This window comes from Synechococcus sp. MIT S9452 (genome assembly GCF_047304245.1).
Lineage (GTDB): Bacteria > Cyanobacteriota > Cyanobacteriia > PCC-6307 > Cyanobiaceae > RCC307.
Window position 1 is genome coordinate 1,517,615 of the sequence record NZ_CP138956.1, and the last position, 18,520, is coordinate 1,536,134.

General features: G+C 48.8%; 15 protein-coding genes. 3 read left to right on the forward strand and 12 right to left on the reverse strand.

The features are described 5' to 3' along the window. Window positions 1-2: 2 nt before the first annotated feature. The 9 genes from hisF to pseB all read right to left on the reverse strand — a co-directional run bounded on the left by hisF (window position 3) and on the right by pseB (window position 10,228). Window positions 3-788: an imidazole glycerol phosphate synthase subunit HisF gene (gene hisF / locus SIB46_RS08055; protein WP_413295641.1), complete on the reverse strand. Its 786-nt coding sequence runs from the start codon at window positions 786-788 to the stop codon at window positions 3-5. After that, on the reverse strand, window positions 782-1,435 hold the full coding sequence (gene hisH / locus SIB46_RS08060; RefSeq protein WP_413295642.1) for an imidazole glycerol phosphate synthase subunit HisH: 654 nt from the start codon (window positions 1,433-1,435) through the stop codon (window positions 782-784). Before hisH ends, hisF begins: the two co-directional genes overlap by 7 nt. Next, window positions 1,432-2,679, reverse strand: a complete 1,248-nt coding sequence (locus SIB46_RS08065) for an N-acetyl sugar amidotransferase (RefSeq protein WP_413295643.1) — start codon at window positions 2,677-2,679, stop codon at window positions 1,432-1,434. The genes hisH and SIB46_RS08065 overlap by 4 nt, the downstream gene beginning before the upstream one ends. Before the next feature lie 846 nt (window positions 2,680-3,525). Beyond that, the gene (locus tag SIB46_RS08070; protein WP_413295644.1) at window positions 3,526-4,587 is read right to left on the reverse strand and encodes a methyltransferase domain-containing protein; all 1,062 of its coding nucleotides are present in this window, start codon (window positions 4,585-4,587) and stop codon (window positions 3,526-3,528) included. 317 nt (window positions 4,588-4,904) lie between these two features. Then, the gene (locus SIB46_RS08075) at window positions 4,905-5,786 is read right to left on the reverse strand and encodes a dTDP-4-dehydrorhamnose reductase family protein (RefSeq protein WP_413295645.1); all 882 of its coding nucleotides are present in this window, start codon (window positions 5,784-5,786) and stop codon (window positions 4,905-4,907) included. A 123-nt stretch (window positions 5,787-5,909) separates the two neighbouring features. Continuing rightward, on the reverse strand, window positions 5,910-6,575 hold the full coding sequence (locus SIB46_RS08080) for a glycosyltransferase family 2 protein (RefSeq protein WP_413295646.1): 666 nt from the start codon (window positions 6,573-6,575) through the stop codon (window positions 5,910-5,912). Beyond that, entirely contained in the window at window positions 6,575-7,654 is a 1,080-nt protein-coding gene (locus tag SIB46_RS08085) for an N-acetylneuraminate synthase family protein (protein ID WP_413295647.1), read from the reverse strand. Before SIB46_RS08085 ends, SIB46_RS08080 begins: the two co-directional genes overlap by 1 nt. 606 nt (window positions 7,655-8,260) lie before the next feature. Continuing rightward, window positions 8,261-9,133, reverse strand: coding sequence for an aldo/keto reductase (locus SIB46_RS08090; RefSeq protein WP_413295648.1), 873 nt, complete (start codon window positions 9,131-9,133; stop codon window positions 8,261-8,263). Between the two features lie 51 nt (window positions 9,134-9,184). Further along, window positions 9,185-10,228 (reverse strand): UDP-N-acetylglucosamine 4,6-dehydratase (inverting), encoded by a 1,044-nt coding sequence (gene pseB / locus SIB46_RS08095; RefSeq protein ID WP_413295649.1) that lies wholly within the window; start codon window positions 10,226-10,228, stop codon window positions 9,185-9,187. Between the two features lie 134 nt (window positions 10,229-10,362). On the opposite strand from pseB, the gene SIB46_RS08100 reads away from it, so the two are divergent. Continuing rightward, a complete protein-coding gene (locus SIB46_RS08100; RefSeq protein ID WP_413295650.1) occupies window positions 10,363-11,883 on the forward strand; it encodes a hypothetical protein in 1,521 nt (506 codons plus the stop codon). Here SIB46_RS08100 and uvrB read toward each other — a convergent pair. Together uvrB and SIB46_RS08110 are read right to left on the reverse strand one after the other, a co-directional pair. After that, the gene (gene uvrB / locus SIB46_RS08105; RefSeq protein ID WP_413295651.1) at window positions 11,880-13,886 is read right to left on the reverse strand and encodes an excinuclease ABC subunit UvrB; all 2,007 of its coding nucleotides are present in this window, start codon (window positions 13,884-13,886) and stop codon (window positions 11,880-11,882) included. The two genes, SIB46_RS08100 and uvrB, sit on opposite strands and share 4 nt — an antisense overlap. A gap of 33 nt (window positions 13,887-13,919) precedes the next feature. Beyond that, entirely contained in the window at window positions 13,920-14,675 is a 756-nt protein-coding gene (locus tag SIB46_RS08110; RefSeq protein WP_413295652.1) for a DUF561 domain-containing protein, read from the reverse strand. 15 nt (window positions 14,676-14,690) lie between these two features. Here SIB46_RS08110 and tilS point away from each other — a divergent pair, with 15 nt between their 5' ends. Both tilS and SIB46_RS08120 read left to right on the forward strand, forming a co-directional pair. Next, window positions 14,691-15,704 carry a tRNA lysidine(34) synthetase TilS gene (gene tilS / locus SIB46_RS08115; RefSeq protein WP_413295653.1) on the forward strand — a complete coding sequence of 338 codons (1,014 nt, stop codon included), beginning with the start codon at window positions 14,691-14,693 and terminating at the stop codon, window positions 15,702-15,704. Further along, window positions 15,704-16,621, forward strand: coding sequence for a hypothetical protein (locus SIB46_RS08120; protein WP_413295654.1), 918 nt, complete (start codon window positions 15,704-15,706; stop codon window positions 16,619-16,621). The genes tilS and SIB46_RS08120 overlap by 1 nt, the downstream gene beginning before the upstream one ends. Here SIB46_RS08120 and SIB46_RS08125 read toward each other — a convergent pair. Further along, window positions 16,618-18,477 (reverse strand): ribonuclease J, encoded by a 1,860-nt coding sequence (locus SIB46_RS08125; protein WP_413295655.1) that lies wholly within the window; start codon window positions 18,475-18,477, stop codon window positions 16,618-16,620. The two genes, SIB46_RS08120 and SIB46_RS08125, sit on opposite strands and share 4 nt — an antisense overlap. Between the last annotated feature and the right edge of the window lie 43 nt (window positions 18,478-18,520).

An 18,520-nucleotide genomic window follows, 5' to 3' on the forward strand; every position in this document is an offset into this window, starting at 1 on the left:
TTCTAGACCTCCAGCCGAATGGGCAGCCCAGCATTACGGATGTGAGAACGACACTGCATCGGATTCTGATCGCGTTGGCAAAAGAAAGTGCCGGCAGCAACGGCGGCAGCACCTGCCTCATAGCCATCCACGAAGTGCTGTGCTAATCCACAACCACCTGAAGCAATCACCGGCACTACCAGGGTCTGCGCCAAAGCTGCCGTGAGGTCAAGATCAAGACCCGCTCCGGTGCCATCACGCTCGATTGCGGTCACCATCACTTCCCCAGCTCCGCGATCAACAGCCTCCCGCGCCCATTGCAAGGCATCTCGCCCAACATCAAGGTTCCCGCCCTCCGACCACACCCGCCATCCGCCTTCAGGCTGTGGACGGGCATCCAGGCTGAGGACTACACACTGAGCGCCATAAGAAGTGGCAACACGACCAATCAGCTCCGGCTGCTCGAGGGCCGCGCTATTGAGCACTACCTTGTCGGCACCACGATCAAGTAGGGCCTGCACCTGGTCCACACTGCGCACGCCACCACCAACAGCCAAGGGGGTGGCTAGCGATTCCGCCACTAGTTCCACCGTGTCCAAAAGCACAGGCCAACTCTCGTCAGTGCGCTCGAGATCCACAAGGATTAACTCATCGGCCAGCTGTGCTTCATAAATTTTGGCCTGAGAAAGTGGATCACCAATAGCGCGACGACTACCGAACTGGCGGGTTACCACAAGCACCGGTTGGGCTCCGCGGAAGCTCTTTCGCAAGCCAAACTGCAGTTTGGGAATCAGACGACGCTTCAGCATGTCGGCAAAACTAAGAAGTTTTCTAGGAGACGACGCCCGAGCCGCTGACTCTTTTCGGGATGGAATTGGACGCCGTAACAAGAACCTCGACCAACTACAGCGGTGAATTTTTGACCATATTGAGAGAAGGCAAGACAGTGAGATGGGTCATGGGGCTGAAAGGTGTAACTGTGGACGAAGTACATATCTCCCCCCTCAGGCAAACCATGCAGAAGCGCTGTACAAGACCTATTCCAATGCAGGGAATTCCAGCCCACATGTGGAAGGACGAAATCGGAACTCACACTAAGGCGATTAACACTACCTGGAATTAAATCCAAACCGGCAACAACAGCATTCTCTGGAAGGCCTTCGGTGCCTTCACTAGCAAGGAGCTGCATACCCAAGCAGATACCGAGAAATGGACGATCGTCCTGACACCAAACCTCCTTAATCCAGCCTTCCCAACCAGATACGCGCAAAGCATTCATTCCTGTAGCGAAGGAACCCACTCCAGGCAGTACAGCGTGGGTGTAATCAAAAGTGGACTTGAGGGGAGGAGGTTGTACCAGCCGTTCGACCGAGCAGTCCTGCCTCCGAAGCGCAGCCAAAACTGAACCTATGTTGCCAAGGCCAGCATCAATCACCAGCACTTTGGGACAGGTCATCCTGGGCCGCAGCTCCCTGAGGATCCGCAACTCGCGCAGGTCTCAGCCCAACGACCTACTTGGTCTTCGGCATCTGCAGGATTAAGGCCATCACCCCGCAACCATGAATCAAAATCAGGTGTTGTTTCTCCTGGACGAATCTCTGAGAGGTCAAACTGCCATGGAGACACTAGATGAGTAATGGCGATCGAATAAAATTCTTCTTCGGTTAAACCTACATACTCAAGAAACAGATCAAGGCTGGGAGGACGTTTACCCTCAAATTGGCGAATCATTAGTTGAGCCTCTTCTTTTGTGATCCGATGATTGCGCAAATCAATAGCAGCCAAGTGTGTTGGCCGTGTATAGCCACGCTTAATATATTTTATAAAATCACGGACTCCCTGCATCCAACACTCGATCTTTTCGTAGTTAAAATCTTCGGGCACATTTTCAACAACATCACCTTGCCAGCCAAGCTCTGATTGAATCTTCTTTACCTGCATTTTTACATCCCAGGGAATATAACTTCCCAGACATACAGAGCGATAGCCCAAGCTACGTAAATCCTTGAGAGGCGGATAGCGAAACGGTTCAAGATCACGATCTTCTAGAAAACCATCCAAACGGATCAACATATCGTCTGCAGAGATCCCAAGATTCATAAAACGGTTAAATCGCTCTTCGTCAACCTGCTCAGGCTGATCATAACTATAGTAAGCCGTATATTCAGCAGAAGGTTCACCCCAGAAAATAAGAGGTACTTGTTCTTTCAGAGCTACCTGCATCGGATAAGCGTAGATGCCTGTATGACAGTGCCAGCAAAAGTCTCCTTTCTCAAGAAAGGCCTGTAGCATCAATCGCTGAACAACTTTCCAGTTCGGTGTGAAGTCATGAACATCAACACCAAGTTTGCGAAAAACCCGATCTGAGTTCGCCCTTAAATTGGGACGCAAAAACCCATGATTAAAACGAACTACCAAGGGCTTAAGGCCTGGGTAGCGCTTCATAAGGTAATAGAGCGTCCAAGTACTGTCCTTACCGCCACTAAAAGGAATCAAACAGTCATACCGATAACGTCCGCGATACTCCTCAAGCAATTTGTCGAGATGTTCAAGTCGCTCGGTCCAGTTGATCTGAGCCTTTACCTCTTGGGCACGACACACATTGCAAACACCCTCAGCATCAAGCACAAGGGTTTCGTGCGTTTCAGGCAACAAGCAACGGCTGCAGCGCCTAAGGGCAGTAGAAAAAGGAGCTCCCATGGTTTAACGCCATTGCTATGGATTAAGAATACTATTCTTTTTAGCTGACAATCGCAGCTCTTGACGCCCTACACATCTGGAAAACAGCGCACAACCGTAAACCACCTGCGTGAGTGAATAAACACTGTTTAATCCGCACACGCTTCTTTGTCAAACACTCTCATCAGGAGCAGGCACAAAAAAATAGATCAGTTATGGTTCGGCGACATTGCTACGCGACCAGTTCCAAAACCTTTCGCATGTCCAGCTCTGAAGCTATGCAGCTTTGCCTTTGCGTATCAGAGTTGGGCAAAATGTAATGGTGGCAAGTATGTCCGTGACAAGTGCACGTAAAAATCATGCCGTTGGCGATACATCAATTATTGCTGGAACAAGTTAAAAGAATATTGGAGATCATGATGGTTCAAGTTCAAGGAATTCACTCGATTAAAATCTTAAAATCAGAACCCAAGACATTAGCCAATGAATAACCAACCAGATGATACCTAAATACTTTAGAAGAATCTATCAGGTATTGCAATCTTAGAGGTCGAAAAGAATGAACAGGGATGCAATTAAAACCACCGGGCAGGACCTGCACCAAGAGTTCCCGACATCGAGCGGCTATAAGTGATTATGAGTTTGTCGATAACTTTTCAAGGAAGCAGGAATATTTCAAGCAAGTTGGAACTATAAATACCAAAAAATATTTTAAGCAGTAATGTAAATTCTAGATATTCGTACAACTATCAATAGAAAACATTAGGCAAGAATCACCTAAAAACTACAGAGTATTTTGCGTTAATCTCAATCACAGCCAAAAATCGTCATTATGAATGCCATGAATCATCAAAAAACCATCAGATGTTAGTGGTCTTTTTCAATCAACATGTGGATCTCAGAGGCTGCCAAATTGGTGTCAATTACACACTGGATTTCATCTAGCATTTGAGCGGAAAAAAGGTCATTCTGAAAGGTGTTAAGCAGTCGCTCAGAACATCCGCTCTTAATCATAGAAACAAGCATTGATCTACGCAAATCCATCGCATCAGCGCCAAAATGCCAAGATGATATTTGGCGGAATTCGTATTTTTCCAAAATATATTTTATAGAGCTGTGAGAATAGAGATGGGTATGCCCGCCACTAAGTTGCCTCGGAAAAATATTTGGAAACACATTTTCAATTAAGCATGAGAGGGAAAAAAGTGGGACTGAAAAAAATAGATACTTGCATTGAGAAGATTTGAAGGCTTCAAAAAAATCAAGAGGGCGCCTAAGATGTTCTAAAACTCCAATAAATGATGCAACTGTTGTATCGCAAGAAGTCATTTTTTCTAAAAGTTGCACTTCATTATGGACTATTGTAAAAGGGCATGGACAGTTAGAGCCATAAACATCTTGAAATGCTTCCGAGGCTAGCTCAATTAGACCTTCTGAGACATCAAACCCTTGCGCCTTAATCCCTCTTTGATTGGCTGCATGAACAAAGTGACCGCCACCACAACCGAAATCAGAAATTGAAATATTCTCACAACTAGTTTGTTTTTGCTCCATGAGTGACGAGCAAAGGAAATCAACTTTCGGCAAATAAATATTTTTAACCCTTGCAGAGTAATCGTTTAGATAATTACGGGAATAGTTAGAACCACCTTCATCAACGTATAAATGATTGCAAAAATTTTCAGTGTCATCATAGATTCCGTTTAAATGTCCACATTTTGCACATATGACATAATCAATTCCATGGCTTGTGAAGTCTGGAGAATCGGAACTAAGAGGGGCTCCGCAGGTCTTACAAATGCCACGGAGGGGCTGGCTAGCATAAGAACTATTTATCTTTATAGCATTTGAGAACATATGATCGTTGTCAGCAGCAAACGACTGCTTGATTGCTGCAATATCACCAAGACTTTTGCTAAATTTTTTCATAACGATGCCTTTTCAAGTCCAAGATTTGAATAACTAGCCTTCCAACGAAGACAACTACTGAAAAAACTATAACACACAAGAGACTGCAAATTTACTTGTAAGCTGACTTTATGCCAATTGGCTTCAAATTTAACCATGACAGATGCAAAGAAAACAGATTAGACGGCGGATTTGAAGTATTTGAATCAACATAATATCATTAGACAAAACAATAACGACTATTGTTAACTTCCGAACTTTCCAACAACTAAACTGATTAAAGCTTTATCCGTAGTATAGGTAGATAATTACAAGCCAGGATACATATATGAAAAATTTTAGACGTCTAAAAGGTCCGTGTAATCTTTGGCCACTCGCAGAATCTCATCCGCTAAAGTTGGCAAAATCAAACCCATATGTCTTTCAAAGCAGTAACTGTCCATCCTCATATCAGAGGGACGATTGGCTACGAAAGATCTGTGAAATGACGAACTCACAATACTGAAGTTATCTGGAGATATGTTTACTGCACTAGCAAAAGAGAAAGCAAAAGCAGCTTTACTCATTCCATCTCGAGATCCAAGGTTAAATACGCCATGAGGTCGCATCGATATACATTTCTTGATTAATATGCAGAGGGATGCAATAGACAGTGGGCTAAATAAAACATCGTCAAAAACATTTATTTGTCTTTGGTCGCAAAGAGACTGGTAGAGCCAATCTGTTAAGCTTTGGCGTTTATTAGATAAACTACGTCCAACAAAATTAGTCCTTAGAATAGTACTAGAAGTTGATCTGGCTGCATATTCACCTGCTAATTTTGAGATTGCATAGTAATTAGAAGGAGATTCTTTCCATTCAGAATGTGGACCTATGCCATCATAAATTTGATCTGTTGACAGATGAATGAGATGGCAGGGTTGGTTTAATTCATTTATCCACGCGCAAAGGTTTTCGACAATCTTTGTATTGAGTGCATCTGCTAAGTGAGGGTGCGTTTCACATCTGTCAACATTTGCCAAGGCGGCAAGATTTATAACTAAATCTGGGGTGTAGTCCCGAAGGCAAAATCTAATGTCATCAAGTTTTGTTAGGTCAATCTTGTAATCGCTCTGCTGAGAGAAAGAAACACCCTTAACTGTATAATTGCAATTTTCTAGATATGGAACTAATGAGCTGCCTAACAAACCCGTTGCTCCAGTGACCAATATCTTTGTCATCTACAAAAAACTAGAACTCCAGATAGAATCATAGAAATTGGATAAGGGTGCTTTCTCTACGATAAAGACTGTTTGCTTTGTGAAATACCCTTAATAGAAGCTAGAACAAGAGGCTTACGCACATTAACACTTAAGCCCCTTTGCCTTTACGAAGCCAATTATCATGGCTTTTAGAATCAGAAAATTAGGATATAGGCCAGACCCGAATCTGGATTGATTTTGACGAACCAATGTTTTGATGGAAATTTCATCAATATTCCAGCCAGAACGAATTGCGCGTATTGTAAGCTCGGTGCCAATTGATTGGTAGCTATTAAGGCTCGCGAAAAGCTTAAACTTAGCTAACCGGTAACCCTTCATTCCACATAAAGGGTCAGATATTCTCCAAAGAAGTTGTGCAAACTTAGAAAAGATAAGTTCAGCAGGCCTTTGCAAGTTGTCACGAACACCAACTACAAGATCACAGTTGTTGAGAAGTTTTTCCACAAATTGGTTTATCTTCTCTGCATTGTGTTGACCATCGCCATCAACAGTAATAGCGTAATCAAAATCTTGCTCTATTGCCTTCGCAATGCCTGCAGATAATGCGAAATCATAACCCTGATTTTTATTAAAGGACAAGACAAAAGCTCCTGCCATTTGAGCCACCTGACTTGTATCATCTGTGGATCCATCGTTAACAACTATAGGATCCCCGTAAACGGAAACATTTGAAACGACCTCATAAATAGTTAATGATTCATTGTATGCGGGGATGACTATAGCTACCTTCGAGCGATTGCTTTTCATTATTGAATATCAAGAAAGCGTATGTACTCGCCTTTTTCAATTTGCTTTGTGAGTTTTTTGCCAATAACTTGATTGATTAAATAGGGCGGTATTGCATCAGTAGGGCATGGTCGCAATATCTCTAAATGAGTATCTTTAATTACCTCTCCAGCCTGCATAGTGTTATTCAATCTCAACGCGCGTCGCTGTAAGATGACAGTCTCTTTTTCATTATCCTCTACTTGTTTGATTCCATTACCCAAGGCTTGTTCTAATTCCCTAGTCCGATCAACCATCTCCCGCCAACTATTAGGATCCATTGAGAATGCATGATCTGGTCCAATACGTTCATTGTCGTCCGTGAAATGTTTTTCAATAATGCGCGCACCTAGCGTAACTGCACCCAAAACTGTTGAATGCCCTGGAGTATGGTCGGATAAACCAAGGATCATATCTGGATACATAGCTCTATAACTTCGCAAGACATTTAATTGGATAAATTTAAAATTATCCAAACTTGCAGTATAGTTTGTATTGCATTGCATAAGTGCTAATTGAGGGTTAATAGTGAGTGCTGCAGTTACGGCTCTATGGACTTCATCCATTGAAGAAGCACCTGTTGCGATCATGTATGGTTTATGCTTGCCAGCTACATGCTGAATCAGTTGCAGCCAAGTTAAGTCACCTGATCCAATTTTATATGCAGGCACATATTCATCTATGAAATCGACAATATCTAAAGAATAGGGAGTTGTAAAAAAGGGAATGCCAACATCATCACATGTTGACTTGAGCTCTTTAGTCCAGCTCAAGTCAACACTTGCCGACTTGTAAACATCATAAACCGACCCTTTCCAGTTCGTTTGGTGGGATGAAGTAGTCTTTAGTTGTTTAAAACCTTTGTCACTGACTATGGTGTCAGCCTGGAAATGTTGAAATTTTGCCGCATCGGCTCCAGCCTCAGCAGCCCTATAGATTAGATCTTTAGCACGGCTTAAATCTCCGTCATGATTTGCAGCAATGTCGGCAATAAAATAAGTCGGTTCAGTTTCACCAATTTCGCGACCGCCAACTTGTATTTTTGTGCGAGGTCTAAGCATTTTAATAAACTCTAGTTGTTCCTCAATAAAGTTACTTTTATCTTATATCTCACAATATCCTATCTGAGGGTAGATTTCATTAGATATCTTAGAACTTAGTTAGGCCATATTAACGCAAAATTTGCAAGCATTGAGATAAATCTTCAAGATATTAGACTTAGTTATTATATGTTCGTAGATACAATGGCTTTACATTATTAAAGCAAAAAGACGGAAAATATAATTCAAAAGGTGTTTATTTATCTCTCCAAAAATACATAGACTTGTCGTCAGAAGTATTTACAGGGGCTGCTTCCGGTTGAGCTTAGCGAGCAGATAAAGGCTTTAGGCCTGGTTGCAAATGCCACTTCATTAAAAACAAAGCGTCTGATTGCTGTCCATGCCTAGGCTCAGATAGGTAAGTAATCAGATCGTTAAAACTCCTATATTGGTCAACTAACTTATCCATTGAAGCGCGATGAGGCGACCAGTGAGTTTCAACCTATGACTCCTATGAGAGGCAGGCAATGCAAACCACTTCGGAATCTGGAAGTAAACTTCATAAGCTTCTCATAGTAAGCAGCGGATAAACGCTTGAATGGGGCAAAGAAAGGAGGGCACATAAACTCATCGAGGCCAATTACGTGGATCGATCAAAGTCAAGTCTTGGATAGCAGCGGTCGTGGATTCACCTGGCTGCCATGGATTGCGTGACGACCAAGCTAGAAGGAGTTCCTCAAGCTCTTGAGGAGTTGTTAGACCAATGATAATTAGCTCAATTTCGGTCAGTTGTTTCGCAAAGCCAAGCGCAAGATCAATCAGGCCACATTGCTTCTGTTCAGCCAGAGCCTCCAGCTTCCGCTGATGACTTTTGGCTTCACGACTTACCCATACTGGCCATTGATCTGCTGGAGTAAGTAAGAGCCCCTGCAGATAAATACTTCTAGCATGAATTGCTATTCCACGATCGTGCAAATGCCTGACAGTTCCATTAGTGAGCAACCGTTGATCTAGTAAAGAAATTGGCAATTGAACAACGTCTAACAATTCGGGGTTGATATTAATTAGGTCCTCTTCAGTATAAATAGATAGTCCCAACCTCTTGACCAATCCTCTCTCGCGCAGACTAAGCAGCCAAGAAATTAAGTATTCAGCGCCTTGTTTACGCAAGTCCGAAGGGCTATGTACTAGCAAAGCATCTAATTGGGTGCGGCCTAATCGATCACAACTGGCAAGAAATCGATCCTCAAGATAGACGATGTCATTTTGACAAAATTCCTTTTTTTCTTGAGCGCTCAATTTACTGATTAACTGGAATGGGTCTCCGGGTAGAAGATATCTGCCCAGGACTGCCTCAGCATTGCCATATGCCTGGGCAGTGTCTAACCAACCAATGCCAGACTCTCTTGCGCAATGGAGAAGCTTCGAAACCGTTGGCTCTAATACCTGACCATTTTTATTAGTAACCCCATAATCTAAGCCAAATTGAGCTGTTCCCAAGCAAAGTTTTGGACTCACAACCAAAAGCCCCAAAAAGAACAAGAAGAATCCCTACAAGGGAGCGAAGGAAGGATCAACATGCTCACGTATTAATGCTCTTATTTGTTTAACTGACAAAAAGTCAGGATTAGAGGAAGAGTTATAAGCAAAACCCTGCTGAACAGGCGTGAGGGGAATACCTTTATCTAGATAAAGCTGCTGGACACTACCGTCACTTGGCAGTATTGCGTAATAAGGTCCAAGATCATACGTAGTAAAGCTATCAGCACTAGTAATCATCTCTTCATGAATTTTTTCACCTGGTCGAATGCCGACAACAGGCTTTTGACAATTTGGACAAATTGCCTCAGCTACATCAATGATTCTGTAACTAGGAATTTTTGGAACAAGTAATTCACCACCAAATGCATTCTGCAGTGCCCAAAAAACCATATCAACACCCTCTCTAAGAGAAATATTAAAGCGCGTCATTGCAGGGTCTGTAATTGGCAAAATGCCGCTATTAGCACGACCTAAGAAGAAAGGCACTACGGAACCTCTAGAGCCCATAACATTGCCGTATCGAACAACAGAAAATGAAAGACTCCGAGAACCTTTAATATTATTTGCTGCGATGAATAATTTGTCGGAGCACAATTTTGTGGCGCCATAAAGATTAATGGGAGCAGCCGCTTTATCTGTACTTAATGCAACAACTCTGCGCACATCGCAATCTAGGCAAGCTTGAACTAGATTTTCAGCTCCTAATATATTAGTTTTTATAAATTCAATAGGATTGTATTCAGCAGCGGGAACCTGTTTCAAGGCGGCAGCATGAACAACAGTATCGATTCCCTCAAGAGCACGTAACAGCCGAGCCTTATCCCTCACGTCGCCTATAAAAAAACGGAGCTGAGGAAACTCTTTTTCCGGAAATTGCTGCTGTAACTCCCATTGCTTTAATTCATCACGGCTGAAAACCACAAGCCGTTTGATATGTGGAAATTCAACAAGAGTCCGTGATATAAACGCTCGACCGAAGCTCCCTGTGCCTCCAGTGATCAGAACACGGCTTGATTCACCAAATGGGTGCTCATCAGGCAAGGAAGGGGTCAAGACCGCAGCCATAAATAAGCTAAGTAAGCTTACCAGTTGTACGTCATCTCAGGGCAAAAAGCAAAAGGAGCCTGAATTGACTAACTAAAACCCCGAAATAGAAAAGCTCTTGCATGTTAAAATAGAAGATAACAATGGGAGAGAAAAAGTTAATGAGAGCAAAGCAGGAGACATTTATCTATTTTATGCCAGCTAAAAATTATTTTATCCGCTTAATGTCAGAAATCATTGCACAGAGATTACATTCAAACTCAAAACACATAGTGATTCCTGTATATGGCGAGCTATTTGATGAGTCACTTGAATCTAGATATCCAAAATTTCTCAAGAGAGTTCAACTTAGAATAGTATACTGGAAACGGCAGTTTTCTTTAAATAAGACACTGAAAACCAAACTCAAGTTCTACCTTGGGAATCAACAAATAAAATCTGTACAATTTATTCCCGCAGCCTACTTCCTCCTAACATCTGCTATTGATCATTGCTTGATGCAAACAAAAAAGGAAAAACTAAATTCGATCAGTGATTTTGAAATCAGCGACCAAGTTATTGACACATATTTAAGGTTTAAGCCATCAGAAAAATATATTTATAACGATTCATTTGTCAATGATATTTGGCATCGCGCAAGATCATTAAACCGCCTGATCAAATCCTATACATCCAAACGATCGGGTCAAAAAATTTGTATTTCGAGTTACTCATCCTACATACATGAAGGTGTTTTCACTAGGCAAGCTGTCTTGTCTAATTGCACGCTAGTGACACTAGGAAGTACTCATAGTTATTATAAAATTCACAATGTTTCTAATGGGAGGAAGCCATCACATATGGAAGACCACAATTGTTATACAATTGCTAATGCTCAGGAGCTCCCTGATCAAGTCATTAAGGCTGCTAAGAATACATTATTGAATAGAGCTCACGGGAAATATGACAACAGCATGCCGTATATGAAAAATTCGCCCAAAAATGATCACGAAAATAATCTTTTAGCTTCCAAAATCTGTTCAGGAAAAGTTATAATGCTACTTCACGATTTTTTTGATGCCCCGCATTCTTACGATTGGATGCTATTCACTGATTTTTGGACTTGGGCAACTGACACCATAGAATTTTGCATAAAGCATCAAATTCCATTAGTCATAAAGCCCCATCCAAATCAAATCAATGAAAGCGCTAAGGTAGTCGAAAAACTAAAAAATCAGTTCAAAACTTCTGGATTAGTGCAGTGGATCCCTGCTGAAATTCCTAACTCTACAATTTTTCACCATAAACCGCTTTTTATCTTGTCGGTATATGGCTCGGTTGCTGCTGAAGCAGCATGTTTTGGACTAAAAGTTTTACTCGCTGGAGACCATCCAGGAATAAATTTTAAAATTGCTCACACAGCGCTCACAAAGGAAGACTACTGGGACTGCCTTCGAAATCCTGAAAAAGTGATAAATGGATCCGTCGAAGAAGCAATTTATTTCACAGCAATACATAACAAAAATATCTTTTTAAATTCCAACGACGCCTTATGGACACATGAAGGGATAGATGACAAAACAACTGAAACAAATCCGCAACAGCTGTTAACAGAATCAGCAAATCAGTATGTGCTTGAAATGACCAAGAAACTCTTAAACGATCTAGAGAAGAATGATATCTAAGCCTTTCCCACAAGCTTCTGCCTGAGCTGCTTAATACGATCTCGCAAATTGGCCGCTTCCTCGAAATCAAGCTTTGAGGCCGCGCCTTTCATGCGCTCTTCCAGCTGCTGAATCAATTCCGGCAGGTTCTCTAAGGGCACGGCATTCTGCTTGGCTTCTTCCACCGCCTCATCGAGCTGCTCATCGTTGAGCTTCCGAGACATCTCGAGGAAAGCCAGGATCGGGTTATGGGTTGATTTCTTGCCGGCGGCCTGCGGCGTAATGCCATGTTTTTCGTTATAGGCCATCTGAATGGCGCGCCGCCGTTCCGTTTCAGTGATGGCCTTGGCCATCGAATCAGTCATGTTGTCGGCATAGAGCAGGGCAACGCCACTGACGTGCCGAGCCGCGCGGCCAATGGTCTGAACCAAGGAGCGTTCCGCCCGCAAAAAGCCTTCTTTGTCGGCATCCAAGATCGCCACCAGGGAGACCTCCGGCAGATCTAAGCCTTCCCGCAGCAGGTTGACGCCCACCAAGACGTCGTACTCGCCATTGCGCAGATCCTGAATGATCTCGATGCGCTCAATGGAGTGAATCTCCGAGTGCATGTAGCGCACCTTGACCTGGTTTTCGGCCAGGTAGTCGCTGAGGTCTTCGGCCATGCGCTTGGTGAGCGTGGTCACCAACACCCGCTCATTGCGCTCAGCGCGCACGCGAATCTCACCGAGCAAGTCATCCACCTGACCGCCCGAGGGCCGCACCTCAATGATGGGATCGAGCACCCCGGTGGGGCGAATCACCTGCTGAGCCACCTGGCCATCGCTGACCTCCATCTCCCAATCACCCGGCGTGGCGCTAACAAAGATGGTTTGTTTGGCTTTATCCCAGAACTCAGTGCCTTTCAATGGGCGATTGTCGGCAGCGCTGGGAAGCCGGAAGCCATGGTCGATCAACACCTGCTTGCGTGAGCGGTCGCCGTTGTACATGGCCTGCAGCTGAGAGCAGGTGACATGGCTTTCATCAACCACGAGCAGCCAATCGTCGGGGAAGTAATCGATCAGGCACTCGGGAGGAGTGCCCGCTTCGCGGCCAGCTAGGTGGCGGGCATAGTTTTCAACGCCGTTGCAGTAGCCAACCTGCTGCAACATCTCAATGTCGTAGACAGTGCGCTGCTCAAGCCGTTGGGCTTCCAGCAATTTGCCATTGCCATTGAGCCAATCGAGTCGATCGCGCAGCTCCTGACGAATCGCACCAACGGCTGATTCCAGCCGATCTTTGGGGGTCACAAAGTGTTTGGCCGGATAGATGTTGATCGTCTCCAGGCTCTGCAAAATCTCGCCTGTGGTGGGATCGACGTAGCGAATAGCTTCGACCTCATCGCCGAACAGCTCAATGCGCACCAAGCGGTCTTCGTAGGCGGGCCCGATCTCCAGGACATCGCCTTTGACGCGAAAACGACCGCGGGCGATTTCGGTGTCGTTGCGGCTGTACTGGTTATTAACCAACTCCCGCAGCGAACCCCGCAAATTCAAGGTTTCGCCAACACTGAATGGCACGGCCGCCTTGAGGTATTCCGAGGGAATACCAAGGCCATAAATGCAGCTGATCGAGGCAACGACGATCACATCGCGGCGTTCAAACAGCGAGCGGGTCGCTGAGTGGCGCAGCATGTCGATCTCTTCGTTGATCGACGCGGTCTTGGCGATGTAGGTGTCCGAGACCGGCACATAGGCCTCGGGCTGGTAGTAGTCGTAATACGAGATGAAATATTCGACCGCGTTGTGCGGAAAGAACTGGCGCAGCTCGTTGCAGAGCTGGGCCGCCAGGGTTTTGTTGTGGGCCAACACCAGCGCCGGACGGCCGGTGCGCTGAATCACATTGGCGATCGAAAAGGTTTTACCCGTGCCAGTGGCACCCAGCAGCGTCTGATAGCGCTGACCCCCCTCGACACCCTGCACCAGGGTCTCGATGGCCGTCGGTTGATCGCCGTTTGGGCTGTAGGGGGCTTCGAGGCGGAAATCCACCGACTCAGGACCGGAGCCGCGACTCTAAGCAGTTCAGACCTGCACAGGGTTCAGAGCGGACAGAGCATCACGCAGACCGCGCACGACCGCCACCATGGCCAGCTCATCGCTGAGGCGGTTGATGGCGGAGCCCACACCCACACCAGCCGCTCCAGCGGCCTGAGCCAAGGGCAGGGTCACCGCCGACAGGCCAGAAGCGCAAAGCACCGGCACAGCAACAGCCCGGCTGATCACATGAGCGGCAGCCAAGGTTGGTGAGGCCTTTTCAATCAGGCCCTGCACCCCTGGGCTGAGGGGGTTGGCACTGGTGCCGCCTTCGGTCTGAATCCAATCCGCACCAGCATCCACCAGGTCGATGGCCAGTTGCTCTTGCTGATCCAGGGGCAGGGTATGGGGCACCGTCACCGACAGGGTGACCTCAGGCAGAAGCTGACGGGTTCGGCGGGTGAGTTCCAGCACCTCAGCAGCATGAAAAAGGCGCCCCTGGGGATAAAAGCTGTCGTAGTTGCCGATCTCCACCATGGCGGCACCAGCCGCCACAGCTGCTGGAAATAGTTCAGGATCCACGGCAGACACGCAGATCGGCAGCCCAGATTCAGCCGCAGCCAACTGCACCAGCTCGGGGTCGCAGGCCACATCCACCAAATCGGCACCACCAGCGGCGGCGGCCCGTGCCACGCGCGCCACAGATGCCGAGTCGAAGTTGGCGAGACCGGCGATCACCTTGAGCAGCCGACGTTGCTCAAGTGCACGCTGCAAGGAAGTTGGCAGGCTGGCAGCAGGGGACATACCCAACGGCATCGGATGAAAACCATCCTCCCATCTGGCAAGCAGCCCTGGAGCCGCTGGCACCACAGGCTGCACCAGCTCTTGCTGGATGATCCAACCCTGCTGCCCCAAGGAAGCGGCCTACTGATTGCCATTTCCGGCGGCCAAGATTCCCTGGCCCTCACGCGCTTGCTGCTGGATCTGCGCGAGCAGCACCACTGGCAGCTGCAGCTCTGGCATGGCAACCACAACTGGCGCGAGGACGCCGCCGCCAACGCCCAGCACTTGCAGCAACTGGCGGCCCAATGGGGTCTGCCCTTAACGGTGGAATGCGCTGAGCCCGCTCCCAGCAGCGAAGCAGCTGCCCGCCAATGGCGTTACGAACGCCTGCAGCGGCAGGCAGAAACCAGCGGCTGCTCGCTTGTGCTCACCGGGCACACCGCCAGCGACCGGGCTGAAACCCTGCTATTTCATCTTATCCGTGGCGCCGATCTCACAGGGCTCTCGAGCCTGCGGCAGAAGCGCCCCTTGGGCGCCGGAATCACGTTGGTGAGGCCCCTGCTGGCCTTCAGCCGCGCCGACACCGAAGCCTGCTGCGAAGAAATGGATCTCCCGGTGTGGCACGACAGCACCAACAGCGACCGCCAATTCAGCCGCAATCGCCTGCGGCTGGATGTGATTCCTGAGCTGGAAGCCTTAAACCCTGGCGCCACGCAGCATTTGGCGCGCACGGCTCAACTGCTGGAGGAGCTGGAAGGCCAGCACAGCGCGTTGGAGGCCTTAGCTCTTGAGGCCATCTGCAGTGAACCTGGCTCCTGCGAGCTCAACCGCCAGCGCTGGCAAGAGCAACCCATCGAGCTACAAAAACGCCTGCTTCACCGCTGGGTGCAGCAGACCTGCCAGCAACAACTCAGCGCGGCACTCACCACAGAAATCTGGCGGCAACTGCACAAGCCAGGGCAACGGCCGCCCATTGCCTTGAGCCATGGCTGGCAGCTGCAGGCTGAAGCCTGCATGCTGAAACTGATCCCTCCGGCAGCCGCTGACTAATGGGCTATGACGCCGCCGAGCAGGCCTATGGCGAGCACCGCTTTGCCGACGCTCAAGCGCTACTGAACGAGCACCTAACAGAGCAGCCTGATGATCCCCGCGCTCTGCTGCTGCAGGCCTACATCCACTTCTATGGCTTTCAAGACACCGCCGCGGCCGCCAGCAGCTACCGCCGGGTGCTGGAGCTGGCAACTGAGGGGCCATACCGCGACTTAGCCAGCGAAGGGCTGAAACATTGCCCAGTCAGTGAGCGAGAAGCCAAGCCGGCAGAGCCCGCCGGTGAGCCAGCCCAAAGCAAAGAATCAGCAGACGAGAACGAACAGCCATCGGCAGCACCCTGGCTCGCTGAACTCAAGCCGCAAACAGAGCAACCAAAACAGCCAACAGCCAAACCAGATCCGGAACCTGAACCAGAGCTGGCCAAACCCCAACCAGAAGAACCCGAAGCAGAGGTCAGCTACGCCATGGCCGAGCAGGCCTATCAAGAGCGGGATTTCACGGCGGCGCAACAGCTGCTCAACACCTTGCTGGCCGAATCACCCAACGACCTGCGCTGCCTTTTGCTGCAGGGGTACGTGAGCAGTTTTGGCTTGCATGATGAGCCTGCTGCCATCAGCAGCTACCAGCGAGTGTTGGAGCTGGAAGCCAAAGGGCCTTACCGCGATCTGGCCATAGAAGGCTTAAGCCAGTGCGGCATCAACCTGGACCCCGCCCCTGCTGAGCCAGAGGCTTCAGAACCAGATCCCGCTGGTGAAGCCATTGATCTCAGCAGCCTGGCGAACGCGGTAGCAGAACCAGAAGCACTGCAACTGGAACCCAAACCCGTGAAGACTGAAACCACCCCAGCAACAAAAACGGCCAGCGAACAAGCGCTGGCCGATGGGTGGTTATTGGTGGATCTCAGCTCCCAGGCTTAGCCCGCAACCGCGGTGGAACGGCGGCGACGCTGACGGTTGTCGTTGTTCCGATCCCCGCCGCGGTCGTTGTTGCGCTGATGGCGCGGTGCCGGACGGTCATCCTTTTCCTCCATCGCCTTGGACTTGTATGGCGGCGTGCCAGCTGGAGCGGGCTGCACCAGACAAATAATCAGCGGTTCAATCTGAAGCTCACGGCGCAAGCGGCGCTGCAGCCCCACTTCAATCTCCCGCTGCACACCAATCCAATCCACCTCAGGGGCCTTGCCACCGGTGTTGCGGCACAGCTGCTTCCAGCGGTTGTCGAGCACCCAGTTCACCTCGCGCTCAGCCCACATCGAGAGCTTGCGGGGCTCAGCAGTGGTGACCACACCACGCAGGTTGACCCGCGGCGGAGCCACCATCTTTCCGTCAACGCTGACCGCCGCGAGCAGGGTGATGACGCCGTCTTCAGCGAGCTGCTGACGCTCTTTGAGCACCCGCGCATCAACGATGCCGGTGCGGGAGTTATCGAGCAGCTCAATGCCCGCTTTGACCGGATCACCCTTGCGGATCGAATCGGCGGTGAGCTCCACTACATCCCCGTTGTCGATGATCAAGGTGTTGTTCTCCGGCACACCCATGGAATGGGCCGTGCGGGCGTGTTGCACCAACATCCGGTGCTCGCCGTGCACGGGCACCATGAACTTGGGCTTGGTGAGCGCCAGCATCAGCTTCTGGTCTTCCTGGAAGCCGTGACCGGAGACGTGGATGCCCTCGCCTTTGCCATACACAACCTTGGCGCCGAGCATCATCAGCTTGTCGATGGTGTTCACCACCGAGATGGTGTTCCCGGGGATGGGGCTGGCCGAGAAGATGATCGTGTCGGTGCTCTTGACCTGAACTTGGGGATGCTCACCGCGTGAAATGCGGCTCAGCGCCGCCAGCGGCTCCCCTTGGCTACCGGTCATCAGCAGCAGGGTTTCGCGATCAGGCAGGTCGCGGATCTGCTTGATCGGCACAAACAGATCATCGGGGCAGCGCATGTAGCCGAGCTCCCGCGCTTTGGCGATCACATTCAGCATCGAGCGGCCCAGCAGGCTCACCTTGCGGCCGTTCTTCATCGCCAGTTCCAACACCATCGCCACCCGGTGAATCGAGCTGGCGAAGGTGGTGATGATCACGCGACCTTCGGCTTCGGCAATACGGCGATCCAGGCAGGGGAACACCGAGCGCTCGGGCGGGCAGAAGCCCGGCACTTCCGAGTTGGTGGAATCACTGAACAGGCAAAGCACACCCTGATCACCGTGGTGGGCCAGGCGAGCCATATCGAAGTGCTCACCATCGACCGGGGTGTGGTCGAACTTGAAGTCACCGGTGAAGATCACCGTGCCCACAGGGGTGGTCACCGCCAGCGAATAGCTGTCGGCCATCGAGTGGGTGTTGCGGATGAACTCGATCTTGAAGTGCTGGCCGAGCTTGACCACTTCGCGCGGGGTCACCGTCTGCAGCACCGTGCGGTCGGCGACGCCTGCTTCCGACATCTTTCCCTCCAGCAGAGAGAGGGCCAAACGGGGGCCGTAAATGATCGGAATGTTGAAGTGCTTGAGGTGGTGGGAGATGCCACCGATGTGGTCTTCATGACCATGGGTGACGATCATGCCGCGAATGCGCTTTTGGTTTTCGCGTAGGAAGCTGGTGTCTGGCATCACCACGTTCACCCCGTGCATGCCGTCACTGGGGAACGCCAAACCGGCGTCAATCAGAACCAGGTCGTCGCCGAATTCAAAAACGCAGGTGTTCTTTCCGATCTCGTGCAAGCCGCCCAGGGGGATCACCCGCAAGGTGGGCTGTTGGGTCTTGGAACCGTTGGAGCTCATATAAGGAAGAGAGAAATAGACGCAAACACAAACGGGGCCAGAG